The organism is Stenotrophomonas sp. EMP41 (assembly GCF_047495535.1).
Lineage (GTDB): Bacteria > Pseudomonadota > Gammaproteobacteria > Xanthomonadales > Xanthomonadaceae > Stenotrophomonas > Stenotrophomonas sepilia.
On sequence record NZ_CP179923.1, the window covers coordinates 2,319,902 to 2,334,563 of the forward strand.

Genomic DNA, 14,662 nt, shown 5'->3' on the forward strand with positions numbered 1-14,662 from the left:
TGCAAGCCGCCGGTCGCATTGCCAGCGCCACACGGATGCCGTGTGCAGGCCAGCTCGACCATGCTGTGCATGGTTGCCTTCGATCATCTCCTGCGTGCTGCGCCCAGTGCTGCCAGCGATCTCACTGCTGCTAGCAGGGATGACCACCACTTCCGGCTGCAGCGCGATGATGACCTGGCGGAAACGTAGCAGTTGCTGCGGATTGGCGTGCCCGCTGATGCCGCTATTGAGGTAGCCACTGCTGGTGAAGAAGGTGGAGGGATCCTTCTCGCCCCATAGCTAAGCAATGTAATTGCCGTGAAAAACATGCGTGACACACCGGCTTGCTTGGCCGGCACGCGTGCGTTGGCCTCGCGGTAGTGGGCCAGCTTAGGTCCGTCGAACAAGCGCTTCTGCATGAGCAGTGACGACCAGGGCCAACGACAGCACTGCAGCGAGGAAGATGGCTTTCATTGCACCGACCTGGAACGAGCACACAGCCTCAGCCTAGCCCATTTGCATGACGCAGGAATGTGCCGGTAACACGCCGTTACCGAGTCTCCACAGTTGAATGCAGAGCACCTCAATCCATTTACAGGCGAACGGCAGCCGAGCACGGGCTCGGCTCTACAGCATGCAGGAAGGCCGCCCTGAGGCGGCCTTCCTGTTCCCTTACTTGGCGTTCTTCACGTAGGTATCGAACCAGTTCAGCATTTCCGCCACCAGCTGCTCGTTCGATTCCAGCGCGGTGTACCAGTGCGGTTCGTTCGGCAGCATCACCAGCCGCGTGATGCCGCCGTTGCCTCGGATTGCCTGGTAGAGCTTGCGCGACTGGAACGGCTCGGTGCCCGGGTTGGCGTCGTCCTCGCCGTGGACCAGCAGCAGCGGCAGCTTGATCTTGTCGGCGTAGAAGAACGGCGACGCCTTCAGGTAGACATCCTGGGCCTGCCAGACCGATCGACGCTCGTTCTGGAAGCCGAACGGGGTGAAGGTCTTGTTGTACGAACCGCTGGTCGCCACGCCAGCCTTGAACAGGTTGGTATGGGCGATCAGGTTGGCGGTCATCAGGCCGCCATGGCTGTGGCCGGTGACGCCGATGCGGTTGCGATCGACCACGCCCATGTCCACCGCCTTGTCCACTGCGGCCTTGGCATCGGCTTCCAGCTGCTCCAGGTAGGTGTCGTAGGCATTCTTCGGGTCACCCACGATCGGGAACGAGGCATTGTCGATGATCGCGTAGCCGGCCAGCAGCATCAGGCGGTACGGCTGCAGGCGGGTGAAGGTCTGCTGCGAACCGGATACCTGCCCCGCCTGCGCGGCGTTGGCGAAGTCGGCAGGATAGGCGTACAGGATCGCCGGCACGCGCTGGCCTTGCTTGTAGCCCGGCGGCGTGTACAGGGTGAACGACAGGTCCACGCCATCGGCACGCTTGTAGGTCACCAGCTGCTTCTTGATCTGGCGCACTTCCGGGGTCGGGTCGACCAGTTTGGTCAGCACCGTCGCGGTGGACGCGAACTGTGCCTCACCGGCCTTCGCATCGGCCACCGCCTCACCCTGCTGGCGGATGAAGGCGTTCGGCGGATCGATCACCGACTGGTGCCAGGTCAGATAACGGCCCGGCGTGCTGCTGAAACCGAGGAACTGTTCGTAGGCATCGGCACTGCTGCGGAACAGGCGCTCGCTCTTCAGCGTACCCAGGTCGAGGCGGTCCAGGAACGGACGGTCGCCCTGCGGCGACGCGCCACGGCCACTCAGGAACACGTGGTTGCCGTCCTGACGCACGACCTGCGCGCCATTCGGCAGGCGGGTGAATACCAGGTTGCCGGGGTTGCCGTACAGCTCATCGCTGGACATGTCCCACAGCAGGCGGCCTTCCGTCTTCGGCTGGTCCACATCGACGATGCGGGTCTGCATCCAGTGGCGGTTCTCGTCGTTCTCGAACTGGAACGCCACGGCCGGATCGGCGGTCCACGCGTAGCCTTCGAAGCGCTGTGCGGTGCGGGTGATCTCGACCGGCTTGCCGTTGAACGGCGCCTTCAGCATCAGCACCCGATCGCGATGCGGCACGTTGACCTTCCAGTCGCCCTTGTCCAGCGCTTCGGCATAGACCAGGGTGGCCGGATCGGTGGCACGCCAGTCGAAACCGCGCGGGCCTTCCGGTACACCGTGCACCGGCACGCGGTCGGCCAGCGGCAGGCTGGCGATCAGCGTGCTGCGGCCATTGCTGATGTCCAGCACGGCCACATCGTTGGCGAAGCGCTGGTAGGTCACCGCATGAGAGTACGGCGCCTTGATCGATTCGGTCAGCACGTGCACGCCATCGGGCGCGGCGCTGACTTCGCTGAACAGTGCCGGCTGCCCGACCCGGCGCACGCTGTTGGCGGCGGTGTCGACCACGGCCAGCTGCGAGGCGCCGTAATAAGCGAACAGCTTCTCGTCATGCACGCTGGTCAGCGTGTCGCGGGCTTCGTAGGTGCTGCTCTCGCCACTGCTGCCCAGCGACTCCTGTGCATCCGGGCCGGTCGGCACGCCGCCGTTGGACGGTGCCGGGCCCTGGTTGGCCGGTACCAGTTTCACCAGCAGGTTCTGGCTGCCGCCCAGCCACTGCACGGTGTAGCCGAAGATCGGGTTCAGCTGCACATTCGGCACCTGCTTCACCTGCCCGGTGGCCGCATCGCCCACCCACAGCTGCACGCTGGTATCGACCGCATTCTGGAAGGCGAAGTGGCTGCCATCGGCCGACCACAACGCGCCGGTGGCGCAGCCCTGCGGCAGGTTGACCTTGGTCTCCTTGCCGCTGCCGATGTCGACCAGGGTGAAGTCGGCCACGCAGGCCGGAATGCCGTAGCCACCGGGGGTGTCATGGCGACTGCGGTTCTTCGGCTCCAGGCGCACGCCGGCCAGCTTCAGGTAAGGCTGGGCGACGCGGCTGATTGACGGGTAGGTCTGCGCGGTGGTCAGCAGCAGGCGCTGGCCGCCCGGGGCCACGTTCGGCGTCGGCGGCGGCGGCGCCTTCAGCACCTTGAGCAGGTGCTCCGGCGGTTTCGCGTAGTCGGCAAGCGCCGGGCCAGTGGCCAGCAGGCCGACGGTGGCAACGGCAACGGCCGCCGCCAGAGAGGTTCGACGGATGAGCATCCTTATCCCCTAGGTGTGAATGGGTACCCGGAATCGGGCATGGACCCGAATCTAGCACCGCAGGGGATGTCGTGAATGGGCCGGAAGGACTAGTGGCCGGATGGGGCAAAGTGACAGTCCGGCAGCCGTTCCAGCTTTGCCAGGCCCAGCCTGGCACTACTGTTGCGCGTGCAGGTCCCAGGTCGCCAGGTAGTCCGGGTCGACCACGATCATGCCGCTGCTGCGCATGCAGTACTCCCCCGGTTCGGCGGGGAGGTACTGGTCGAGCATCGGCGGCAGATAGCGCTCATGGCCGTCATTCTCGTCAGCCAGTACCACGCCTTCGTCGGCACTGATGCGCAGCACAGTGCCGGCGTACTGCTCCAGCCCCTGCACCTGGCCGTCGCCGCCATAGCGGGTGACGCCGACCAGCACGACCTTGCCGATCATTTCTTCCACCTTGGCGTCGTCCAAGGGCGGCAGCATGGGAATGAATTCGTCGCTCATCGGTGCACCTCCGTAGCCTGCAGGACATCGTGGATGAGGTTTCCGCTTCGCAGTGCGCGCATCGCCAGCACCGGGGCACATGCCCGGCTGAAGCACCCGCATGGGAGCGCCAGCACGCCCGGAACCCGAGGGTTCGTGACACCGATGCTGCCACCGCAGACGGAACGGACAGGTGAAGGCCGAGTCCGCCCGATCGGGCCACCGGGTTCTGCCTGCACCCACGCTAGAATGCGTCCATGCGCACCGTACATGCCCTCCGCTACATCACCCCGCTACGCGAAGGCGGCTCACTGCCCGCCGTCGTCGAGACCGACGATGACGGCATGGTCGTACTGAAATTCCGTGGTGCCGGCCAGGGCCCGAAGGCGTTGATCGCCGAGCTGATCGCCGGTGAGATGGCACGCACGCTGGGCCTGCCGATTCCGGAAATCCTGTTCGTCGGGCTGGATCGCGAGTTCGCCCGCACCGAACCCGACCCGGAGATCCAGGAGCTGATCCGTGCCAGCGAGGGCCTGAACCTGGGCCTGGACTACCTGCCGGGTGCAATCAACTACGACCCTGCAGCGATGCCAGTGGACGCCGACCTGGCCTCGCGCATCGTCTGGTTCGATGCGTTCACCAGCAATGTCGATCGCACCACCCGCAACCCCAACCTGATGGTATGGCACCGCAAGCTGTACCTGATCGACCACGGCGCGGCCATGTATTTCCACCACGACTGGGCCAGCGCCGGCGATGCCTGCGAGAAACCGTTCGTGCTGATCCGCGACCACGTGCTGTTGTCGTTCGCCAGCCGCATCGCCGATGTGGATGCAGAACTGGCTGCGCGCCTGACCGATGCCGAGATCGAGCGCATCGTCGGCCTGGTGCCGGACAGCTGGCTGGTGGACGAGCCGGCGTTCGACAGCCCGCAGGCTTACCGCCAGGGCTACATCAACTATCTCAAGCACCGCCTGAAAGTGCGTGCGGTGTTCGTGCAGGAGGCCATCCGTGCCCACGCTGCACACGTATGACTATGCGGTCATCCGCGTGGTACCGCGGGTGGAACGCGAGGAATTCATCAACGTCGGGGTGATCGTCTCCTGCCCTGGCGCGCGCCATCTGGAAGCGGCCATCGAGATTGATCCTGCGCGCCTGCGTGCCTTCGCGCCAGCGCTTGATCAGGATGCATTGCAACCATGGCTGGACGCGATCGTGGCCATCTGCCGTGGCGACGCCAGCGCCGGACCGATCGCGCAGTTGCCGGCGCGCGCCCGCTTTCATTTCCTCACCGCCAAGCGCAGTTCGGTTGTGCAGATGTCGAGCACGCATGTCGGCCGCACTGCCGATCCGGCGGGTGTGGTGGAACACCTGATGACGAAGATGGTGCGGGTACCGGAATGAACGGCACCTGCCGCGTTCACAGTGGCAACCTTCGCGCGACGTAGTTGACCACATTACCGATCGCATCCGGATCGACATTGGCCAGGCCAACGATCACATAGCCCTGCGCCGGCAGCACTACGATGGCACTGTTCGATCCGGGCGCACCGCCTTCGTGGCCGTACTGATGCTCCCTGCCCTCGCCCTGCACCACGAAACCAAAGCCATACCAGCCCTTGTGGTTCTGCGCCGTTGTGGCCTGCTGCAGCAATGCAGGTGAAACCAGCTTCCCGCCTTGCAGTGCCTCGGCGAATTTCACCATATCGGCCACCGTGCTGTAGCCACCACCGGCCGACATGCCGCGCCAGGGCAGCGACTTCGTTTCACGGACCCATTGCCCATCGTGCTTCGTGTAAGCGACGGCACGCTGTGGAACGCTCACTGTTTCCGGCTCGAAGCCGGTGCCGGTCATGCCCACCGGGTGCAGGATGTGCTCCTCCACATATGCGTAGTACGACTGCCCCGATACCGCCTCGACGATGCGTCCCAATACGATGAAGCCATAGTTGGAGTAGCTGTCCTGGCTGCCTGGCGTGAACTGCGGCGCATCCCTGGCGAAGCGCTGCACGTAGTCATCCAGCGTCTTCAGGGACGCGGAATACTGTTCGAAATCATCGCCAAAGAAGTCCCCCAGGCCACTGGTGTGTGACAGCAACTCGCGCACGGTCACGCTGTTGGCGACAGCCTTGTTCGGATAGTCCGGCAAGTGCTTGCCGATCGTGTCATCGAGACTGAGCCTGCCATCCTGCACCAGCTGCAGGATGGCCACGGCGGTGAACATCTTGTTGGAGGACGCAAGGCGGAACTGCGTCTCCACGCCCACTGCAATTCCAGTGCTGCGATCGGCATCACCACCGCGCCAGTCCAGCAGCACCTTCCCATTCTGTGCCACCTGCAACGCGCCCGACAGCGCATCCTGTGCCCGCAGCGCCTCCAGCTTTGCTGTGACGTCGGCGATCAGGGCAGGCAATGCAACCCGTGCCGGCTTGTGCTTGTCCGGCGTTTCAGTGCCCTCGATCTGGAACTGCATCAGGTGCGACGGATTGGCCGGGTCCATGACGGCGGTCACCCACATCGCGCGTTCGTTCATCTGGCCCATCACCAGCAGCTTCGCTTGGCCGGGTGCACTCTCGGTTGATTCGAGTACGCGCAAGGGGCCTGTGCTTTCGCGGAATTCGAGATAGTCCTTGGGACCGCTGCCTTGCTTCTTCGCGTATCTATCGGCGAATGCCTGCAACCCCTCGAGGCTGCCCGCATTGAAGGCCGCAAGCCAGTCACCGATGGCGTCCTGCGCACGCGGATGTGCACGCACGCTGGAGGGGGCGCCCACTGCCGGAACAGCCCAAAGCGTCATCAGCACCGAACAGGCCAGTACTTTGCAGAGCAGCAGGCATCCAACAGCCTTCATGGCAGTTCCTTTGCGGGTATCCCTGGGCGCATCCTAGATCATGGAACCGCCCGCTGCATCCACGCCAGGGACTCTGCCGCAGCACCTCAACCGTGACGATGAACGCCTCGATGCGATGCCAATCGCCCCGCTCATGCGGCAGCGATTCCACGCCCATGCCGATCTGGCACCTCACCGCATCCGGGCCGTCGCGCCAGTAGTACGGCGCGCCATTGCTCCAGCCGCAACGTAGCGCAATACAGGCATGACAAAGGTCTCGCGCAGATAGGCTTCCACCTTCACTGCCTGGGCACCTGGAACGCGGTAGTGGGCCTGCATGGGTTTGATGCAGGACGCGTCGTCCTGGCTGCAGCCGCTGTATTCCAGGCCCGCAGGCTTCCGGCCCATCGCCTGCAGGAAATCCTGGCATTCGATATCCGGTCGCGCCAGGCCGTCCGCTCGCCCCTGCACTTCCCACGCGGCCAGCGCCTGCGCAGGCGTCTGCTGCGCAATCACGTTGGCGGCGAACAGCAATGCCGCCAGCCCCAGCAGCAAGCGCGCGCTACGCAGCGGCAACCGGCCAATCGTCTCAGGGCGATCCTTCGCAGGCAGTCGCAGGAATGCCAACCGATGCCGTGCTATCGCCGTGCCATCGTCTGCTCGCTGAAGCGTGCCACGCAGAAGTCCAGGAAACTGCGCAGCTTGGGCGTCAGCTGGCGGTCGCGCGGGTACACCAGGTTGATCCACGTCGACACCGGCACGTAGTCCGGGAGCACTTCCACCAGCTCACCACGCGCCAGCGCGGCGGCAAGCATTTCGTAGGGCTGCAGGATCAATCCCAGACCACCCACGGCCGCTGTCAGCAGCGGCTCGGCCTGATTGACCATGAAGCGGCTGGACACCGGCACGGTCAGCACGCTGCCACCGGCATCGCGGAAACTCCAGCGCGTGCGGATGATCGAATGCGCAAAGCCCAGGCACTCGTGCCGGCTCAGGTCATTGGGATGGGTGATGGCCGGGCGCGAAGCCAGATAGTCCGGCGAGGCGCACAGGACCAGTGGATACGGCCCCAACCGCCGCGCCACCAGCCCGCTGTCGGCCAGATCGCCAGTGCGGAATACCAGGTCGTAGCCGTCCTCGACGATGTCCACCAGGCTGTTGGACAGATTCAGATCGACCTGCACGTCCGGGTACTGCTGCATGTAGACCACCACCGCCGGGCCCAGTGCGTGCACGCCGAAGGTGACCGGTGCGCTGATGCGAAGGCGTCCCATCGGCCGCCCACGCGCCACTTCCGCCAATTGCTCGGCGCCCTCCACTTCCTCCAGGATCACCCGTGCCCGCGCCAGATAGGCCTGACCGAAGTCGGTCAGGCTCTGCTTGCGCGTGGTGCGGTTGAGCAGGCGCACGCCCAGGTGATGCTCCAGCGCCTGGATGTGCTTGCCGACCAGCTGCGGCGACAGGTCCAATGCCTCGGCAGCGGCGGCGAAGGAGCCGACCTCGGCCACCTTGGCGAAGGTCCGCAGGGGAACGATCAGGTCCATTGCAAACAATTGTTTTTCAATGAAACGCCAGATTACCCCTTATTGTGGTTGCAGACTACGCGCACAGTAGCGCTCACCCTTTCGCCGGCGCCCTCGTCGGCCCTTCCTCGGAGTCCCCCATGAGCCAGGTTGTCCGCATCCACGAATATGGCAGCGCCGATGTGCTGCGCATCGACGATATCGACGTTCCCGCCCCCGCTGCCGACGAGGTCCAGATCCGGGTCAAGGCCATCGGCCTGAACCGTGCCGAGGTGATGTTCCGCAACGGCGCCTACCTGCAGGAGGCGCAGTTCCCCAGCCGGCTGGGCTATGAAGCGGCCGGCATGATCGAGGCGGTCGGCAGTGCCGTGAGCGGATTCGCTGCTGGCGATGCGGTGAGCGTGGTGCCGCCGCTGGATATCGCCCGCTGGGGCACCTACGGCGAGCTGGCCAACGTGCCGGCACGACTGGCGGTCAAGCACCCGCAGGCGCTGGGCTTCGAAACGGCGGCTGCGGTGTGGATGCAGTACGTCACCGCGTGGGGCGCACTACTGGAGCAGGCGCAGCTGGCCGCCGGGGATTTCGTCATCATCACCGCTGCCAGCAGCAGCGTCGGCCTGGCCGCGATCCAGATCGCCAATGCAGTGGGTGCCACGCCGATTGCGGTGACCCGTGGCTCGCGCAAGCGCCAGGCGTTGCTCGATGCCGGTGCCGCCCATGTCATCGCCACCCAGGAGCAGGACCTGGCAGCCGAAGTGGCGCGCATCACCGGCGGTGCCGGCGCCCGCGTGGTGTTCGACCCGATCGGTGGCCCGCAGTTCGTGCCGCTGACCGAGGCAATGGCCCGTGGCGGCATCCTGCTGGAATACGGCGCGCTGAGCAGCGAACCCACCCCGTTCCCGTTGTTCAACGTGCTGGGCAAGTCGCTGACGCTGAAGGGCTACCTGTACTCTGAAATCGTCTCCGACGATGCCGCGCTGGCGCGTGCCAAGGCGTTCATCGTCGATGGCCTGGACAAGGGCACGCTGGCGCCGAAGATCGCGAAGGTGTTCCCCTTCGCACAGATCCAGGACGCCCACCGCTACCTGGAATCGAACGAACAGATCGGTAAAGTGGTGGTGACGCTGTAAACACCCTGCCGGTAGCGACGGGCCCACAGCGGGCACGTCGCTGCCGCAGGCTCAGGCCATTGAAGGCCCGCGGTTCTCATGCTGGCGGCTTTCGAGGGCGAGCTGGTGCTCGCGCTGCCGGTTGTCACCGGCCAGATCATTCACCGTTTCCTCCATGGAGCGCGCGGGTTGTGCCGTATCCACACTGGCGCGCTCACCGGGAATCAACCCGGCAACCCACAGGCGATCTCCAGCCATCATCACCCGGTCGACGCGCGCGGCATCATCGATGCCGTTGCGCTTGGACTCCAGCACTGCCTGCATGACGTGCTCGTCGCCGATGGTGCCAGGTACCCCCTGGCGGATGCGCTCGAACAGCGCTGCGTCCTTGGGCGAAATCGATCCCACGCCATTGGGCTGCGGTGCGGGCTCCGACGCGGCCGGACCAGCGACCGGTGCATTCGCCGCTGCCTGCTGCCGCGCCTGCACCTGCTCCGGCTGGAACTCCGCCCGCGTATAGGGCGGACGCTGCGGCGGCCAGTTCTCCGCGCGGTCGAACTCGGTGGTCGGCGCATGCTCGCGAGCGACGGCGGCATCGTTCAACTGCCGGCGCGCATCCGCGTCGATGACGCCGCCGGGGCGCAGCGGCAGGCCATAGTCCTGCTGGAAGTTGCGCATGGCCGCCTGCATGCCGGCATCAAACGTGCGCGCATCGCGTTCGGCACGTGGGTTCGGTTCGGTCAGGTACCCCAACGCCTCCAGCTGCCGGCGCATTTCGAACACCGGCTCGCCCTTCTCACCGGGGCCCAGGTTGCCGTCGGCCAGCGGGCCGGTCAGGTCGGTCACCGTCCGGCGCTTGAAGTCCGGATCGACCGCCAGCGTGTCGCTGCGCATGCGTTCCAGCAGCGCATCGTCGATGCGGCCATTGGCCGGGCTGATACCCCGCTCGGTCTGGAAGCGGCGCACGGCCTGCTCGGTGGAGGCGCCGAAATCACCGTCGGGCTTGATCGCGGCATTGGCGTTGTTGCGGATGTCCATGCGCTGCAGGTACTGCTGCGCTTCCAGCACGTGCTGGTTGGCGTCACCCCGGTGCAGGTCCATCGCCCCGGTGGGCGCCTGGGGGGTCGGCACCGGCATCTGGAAGCCTGGTTGCTGCACACGCTGGACCAGGCCGGCAACCTGGGATTCCCATTCAGTGGCCCGTGCGGCGATGGCGTCTGGATAGGGACTGCCGTTGTTCAGCTCACCGCCATTGACCGAGGCCCGCGCCTGCCGGTAGTCGGCATGGTTGGCGTTGACGTTGTCGGACAGCCGCGCACCGAACAGGCCGTCGCGCATCCCCACCACCAGCACCTTGGTGGCGATGTCTGCCTGGGCAGCCCGTTCCGGATGCTCGACCAGCTCGCGGCCCATTCCCAGCGCCTCGCCCAGCCGCTCGTAGTTGTTGACGTGGGTGAGGTGGGCAAAGCCCCGGCCGAAGTACTCCTCGCCGCCGAAGTAGCGCAGATCCACCGCCTGCTTCCTGCCCCAGTCTTCCTCGGGCGCGGCGAAATCACGCGACTCGTGCTGCGCCGTGGCCAGCACATAGGCAATCTGCCGATGGTCGGTAATGCCGTTGTCGATGCAGGTACGCACGATCATCTGGACCGACTGGTCCCGGGTCAGGCCGAAGCCCACCCCGCCTTTTCCATAGCCTTCGCTCATCCTTCAGCTCTCCAGTTCCGGAACGCATCCGTTCGTCGGGGAAGACCTACTTCAGCAGGTCCGATTCGGTAGGGGCTTCGCCCCTGCAGGTGTCATAGCGGCGCTGCAGCAGCGTGCGCGGCTCGGTTCCGCGCAGCTCGATGACCTTGTCCTCGCGCTCGCACGGGCTGACCTTCGCGCGAAGCACGAACCGCCCATTGTCGATATGGTCGATGTCGCGCCCACCGATGGCCGCTTCCAACGCCTTGGCACGCACATAGCGGTTGCGCTTGGGATCGAACAGGTAGAACGCATGCACCGGAACGTTGTAGACACCGCTGTTGTCCTGCCACACCTGCAGGTCCGGCACGCCATCACCATTGAAATCCGAAACGGTCAGCAGCACGGCGGTCGCGCCCTGGGCACCGGTGCCGGCGCGGGTCAGGCGCGGCTGCACGTCCGTGACCACCACGTTGCGCCCACCACGGGTCACGCCCATGCTCCGCACCTGGCAGGTCGTCACGTTGTCGGTGCGGCTGCAATCGGTCACCTGGAAGACCACCTGCAGTGCCGGTGTGAGCCTGCCCTCGCCGGGCCGCAGGACGATCCTGCCCTGCTTGTCGGGCGCGGCATCGGCGGTATGCACAGCGGCCTGCGCCGGCGCCGGGGCCGCCTTGGCTTCCGCCACCAGCGCCGCCGCACCGCCGCCCTGCAACTGGCGGGCACGCAGCAGGGTCATGTGCGTGCGGCATTGCTGTGAATCCAGCTGGGCAACGGCCGTGCCGCCTTCCGGGCAACGGCTGTCGCGCTGGCGCAGCCATTGCCGCTGCAGATCGCGCAGCACCTGCTGATCACTGGCGGTCAGTGTGGCGCGCGCCGCGCTGTAGGCGGCATTGAGTGCATCGTCGTGCACCTTGAATTCAGCGTCGGCACAACGGCGACGGGCGTCCAGCGCGGTGCCTGCGGCCGCCATGCAGGGCGCATGGGCGGGGCTCAGATAGCGCGCATCGCCTGCGATCAGTTCGGCACCGCTGGGCACCTTGCGTGCGGCGGGCTGGGGCGACGCCTGCGCGCTTGCCCACAGGCAGGGGCCAAGCAGAAGCAGTCCTGCCAGCAACCGGGTGGCACGCCCCGGCAGGCGTTCAGAGTTCAGCATGCGTTTCCTTCCCTGGGGGCGTTGGCCGGCCCCGTCCTGTTCCGATGATGGATGCTGCCCGGTCGCCAGCGCAACTTCAGCGACAGCGGTCACAGCCCCGCGTGCGTGTTCAGGCTGGCGATCGCTAGTTCGGCAGGGCGAAGGCCATCACGTAATCGCCGTTCGGGGTTTCCATGAAATGATGGCCGCCGGCCATGATCACCACGAACTGGCGTCCGTCCTGTTCATACACCATCGGCGTGGCCTGCCCGCCCGCGGGCAGCTTGGCATGCCACAGCTCCTTGCCGGTCTTCAGGTCGATGGCGCGCAGCAGGTCATCGGTGGCCGCAGCGATGAAGATCAGTCCGCTCGCGGTCACCACCGAACCACCGTTGTTCGGCGTGCCGATCTCGATCGGCAGGCCGGAACGGATGCCGAACGGACCATTGCCGCGCGCACTGCCAAATGGCCGATCCCACAGCAGCTTGCCGGTGCGCAGGTCGATGGCACGGATGCCGCCATAGGGCGGCTGCTTGCACAGCAGGCCGGTGAACGGCAGGCGCCAGCCTGCGTTGACGTCGATAGCGTACGGCGTGCCGACCTGCGGGTCGCCGGCCCCCTCGCCCCTCCCCTTGTCGGCGCGCACCTGTTCACGGGGCACCCAGCCCTTGCGGTCCGCCTCCGCACGTGGCACCAGCCGGTTGTAGTTGGGCATATCGTTGTAGTTGGCCACGATCACGCCGCGTCGCGTGTCGATGGACACGCTGCCCCAGTCCGAGCCGCCGTTGTAGCCGGGATACTCGATGGAATGGCGCTCGCTGCTCGGCGGCGTGTAGAAACCTTCGTAATACGCCTTGCGGAATTGGATGCGGCAGACCAGCTGGTCGATCGGGGTGATGCCCCACATGTCGAGCTCGGTCAGGTCATGCTCGCGACGCAGGGTGTGGTACAGCGAGAACAGCTGGGTGGGTGAACGCTGCTCGGGCTCGACCCCACCCACCGGTACCTTGCGCTCTTCGGCAGCGGTCAGCAGCTGGCCGGTGCGGCGGTCGAGGATATAGAGGTCCCCCTGCTTGGTCGGCAACAGGATCGCCGGCACCTTGCCCGCCGCCGTCGGGTAATCGATCAGGCTGGCCTGCGAACCCAGGTCGTAGTCCCACACGTCCTTGCGCACGGCCTGGAAATGCCAGGCCGGCTTGCCGGTGGCCACATCAAGGGCCACCAGCGATGTCGAATAGCGGTTCTGGCTTTCGGTACGCGAGCCGCTCCAGTAGTCGCCTGCGGAATTGCCCAGCGGCAGATAGACCAACCCCAGCGCCTCATCACCGGTGGCCGTGGTCCACATGTTCGGCGTGCCGCGCGTGTAGGTCTGCCCATGCGGCGGCAGGCCGCTGCGTTCAGGCTGGTCCATGTCCCATGCCCAGCGCAGCTTGCCGGTGATCGCATCGTAGGCCTGGATCACGCCCGACGGTGCATCGCGGCGCTGCCCATCCAGCACCTGGTGACCAGTGACGATCACCCCACGCACGATCGCCGGTGGCGAGGTGATCGAAACATAGCCCGGCGGGACCTCGCCCATGCCCAGGGTGATGTCGACCTGGCCGTTGTTGCCGAAGTTGGCGCAGGGACGGCCGCTGTCTGCATCCACTGCAATGATGCGCCCGTCCAGCGTGCCTTCGATGATGCGTGCCCAGCAGGCCGGACGGCTGCCCGGCGCGGCGCGGCGGCTCACGCTGGGCGGCGGCTCGGGCAACGCCAGATCGGCCGCGGCATCGGCCAGCGTGGCATCGGCCAGGATCGGCGTCGCCGGTTGCTCGTAGTAGCTCACGCCGCGGCAGGCGGCGGTGTACGGGATCGAAGCGTCCTTCACCTTCGGATCGAAGCGCCACACTTCCTTGCCACTGGCGGCGTCGAGCGCGATCAGGCGGTTACGGGCAGTGCACAGGTACAGGCGGTCGCCGATCTTCAGCGGCGTGGTTTCCGCACCCCAGCGCTTCTTCGGCAGGTCACCGGTGCGGAACTGCCAGGCCAGCTGCAACGTGCCCACGTTGGCCGGGGTGATCTGCTGCAGCGGCGAATAACGGGTGGCAGCATTGCTGCGGCCCCACGCCGGCCAGTCTCCCTCGGCAGGCTGGTCGGCCGGTTGCAGGCCGGTGGTATCCCGCGTGGGTTCCAGCCCGGCACTGACTGCGCCTTCCGGGAACGGCTGGTGCCCGTCCACTTCACCATGCGGTGCGAACGCCAACCCGAAGGCAGCGACGAACACCAGCATCAGGACGCCCGCCACGCTGCGCGACAGGCGCTTTGAAACCGGTTCGCGAAGGGTCGGCGCGAGCAGCGCCAGCACGATGCCGAGCGCGGTCACCAGGCCCAGCCGCGGCACCCAGCGCCAGTAGTCGCTGCCCGATTCCCACCAGGTCCACAGCAGCGTGCCGACGAACACCAGCGCATACAGCAGCGCGCCGCTGCGGCGATTGCCGAACAACAACAGGCCACTGGCCAGAAGGCCGGCCCCGGCGATGGCGTAGTACGCCGACCCGCCCAGGCTGAGCAGCCACGCGCCGAGCCCGCCGATGACCAGGCCGAGCACGACCAGCAGCAGCGACAGCACGGTAACGAGAGGATGCCGGGAGGCGCGGACGGGAGCAGGAGCGGACTGCGGCGTGGCGGACATCGTCGATCTCCGGGGGCAGCATGCGCCGTTATCCCACCGCCTGCGTGAAGCGCGCGCGTATGCGTGGCATCCGGATACGACAACGCCGGCACAGGGCCGGCGTCGTCGGGTGCCTCAAGCTCGCGGCAG

At 66.2% G+C, this 14,662-nt stretch carries 11 protein-coding genes; 3 read left to right on the top strand and 8 right to left on the bottom strand.

Translation table 11 applies throughout. The features are described from left to right. Positions 1-651 precede the first annotated feature (651 nt). Together ACMGRF_RS10705 and ACMGRF_RS10710 are read right to left on the bottom strand one after the other, a co-directional pair. Positions 652-3,114, bottom strand: coding sequence for a S9 family peptidase (locus tag ACMGRF_RS10705; protein ID WP_099486634.1), 2,463 nt, complete (start codon positions 3,112-3,114; stop codon positions 652-654). A 156-nt stretch (positions 3,115-3,270) separates the two neighbouring features. Next, entirely contained in the window at positions 3,271-3,600 is a 330-nt protein-coding gene (locus ACMGRF_RS10710) for a hypothetical protein (RefSeq protein ID WP_049414859.1), read from the bottom strand. 236 nt (positions 3,601-3,836) lie between these two features. On the opposite strand from ACMGRF_RS10710, the gene ACMGRF_RS10715 reads away from it, so the two are divergent. Both ACMGRF_RS10715 and ACMGRF_RS10720 read left to right on the top strand, forming a co-directional pair. Further along, a complete protein-coding gene (locus tag ACMGRF_RS10715) occupies positions 3,837-4,613 on the top strand; it encodes a HipA family kinase (RefSeq protein WP_049414860.1) in 777 nt (258 codons plus the stop codon). Next, on the top strand, positions 4,591-4,983 hold the full coding sequence (locus ACMGRF_RS10720) for a DUF3037 domain-containing protein (RefSeq protein WP_049439568.1): 393 nt from the start codon (positions 4,591-4,593) through the stop codon (positions 4,981-4,983). The genes ACMGRF_RS10715 and ACMGRF_RS10720 overlap by 23 nt, the downstream gene beginning before the upstream one ends. Positions 4,984-4,999: 16 nt before the next feature. On the opposite strand, the gene ACMGRF_RS10725 is transcribed toward ACMGRF_RS10720, so the two are convergent. The 3 genes from ACMGRF_RS10725 to ACMGRF_RS10735 all read right to left on the bottom strand — a co-directional run bounded on the left by ACMGRF_RS10725 (position 5,000) and on the right by ACMGRF_RS10735 (position 7,953). Then, on the bottom strand, positions 5,000-6,430 hold the full coding sequence (locus ACMGRF_RS10725; RefSeq protein ID WP_134709516.1) for a serine hydrolase domain-containing protein: 1,431 nt from the start codon (positions 6,428-6,430) through the stop codon (positions 5,000-5,002). A gap of 171 nt (positions 6,431-6,601) precedes the next feature. Further along, positions 6,602-6,985, bottom strand: a complete 384-nt coding sequence (locus tag ACMGRF_RS10730) for a DUF4952 domain-containing protein (RefSeq protein ID WP_241900335.1) — start codon at positions 6,983-6,985, stop codon at positions 6,602-6,604. Positions 6,986-7,047: 62 nt separating this feature from the next. Continuing rightward, positions 7,048-7,953: a LysR family transcriptional regulator gene (locus ACMGRF_RS10735; RefSeq protein ID WP_049439564.1), complete on the bottom strand. Its 906-nt coding sequence runs from the start codon at positions 7,951-7,953 to the stop codon at positions 7,048-7,050. Between the two features lie 119 nt (positions 7,954-8,072). Here ACMGRF_RS10735 and ACMGRF_RS10740 point away from each other — a divergent pair, with 119 nt between their 5' ends. Continuing rightward, positions 8,073-9,062, top strand: coding sequence for a zinc-dependent alcohol dehydrogenase family protein (locus ACMGRF_RS10740; RefSeq protein ID WP_180880897.1), 990 nt, complete (start codon positions 8,073-8,075; stop codon positions 9,060-9,062). 51 nt (positions 9,063-9,113) lie between these two features. Here ACMGRF_RS10740 and ACMGRF_RS10745 read toward each other — a convergent pair whose 3' ends face one another. From ACMGRF_RS10745 to ACMGRF_RS10755, 3 genes are all read right to left on the bottom strand, one after another. Next, on the bottom strand, positions 9,114-10,745 hold the full coding sequence (locus ACMGRF_RS10745) for a peptidoglycan-binding protein (protein ID WP_414485214.1): 1,632 nt from the start codon (positions 10,743-10,745) through the stop codon (positions 9,114-9,116). A gap of 46 nt (positions 10,746-10,791) precedes the next feature. Then, entirely contained in the window at positions 10,792-11,880 is a 1,089-nt protein-coding gene (locus ACMGRF_RS10750; RefSeq protein ID WP_049439558.1) for a lysozyme inhibitor LprI family protein, read from the bottom strand. Between the two features lie 124 nt (positions 11,881-12,004). Then, entirely contained in the window at positions 12,005-14,533 is a 2,529-nt protein-coding gene (locus ACMGRF_RS10755) for a membrane-bound PQQ-dependent dehydrogenase, glucose/quinate/shikimate family (RefSeq protein WP_414485215.1), read from the bottom strand. Positions 14,534-14,662: the final 129 nt, after the last annotated feature.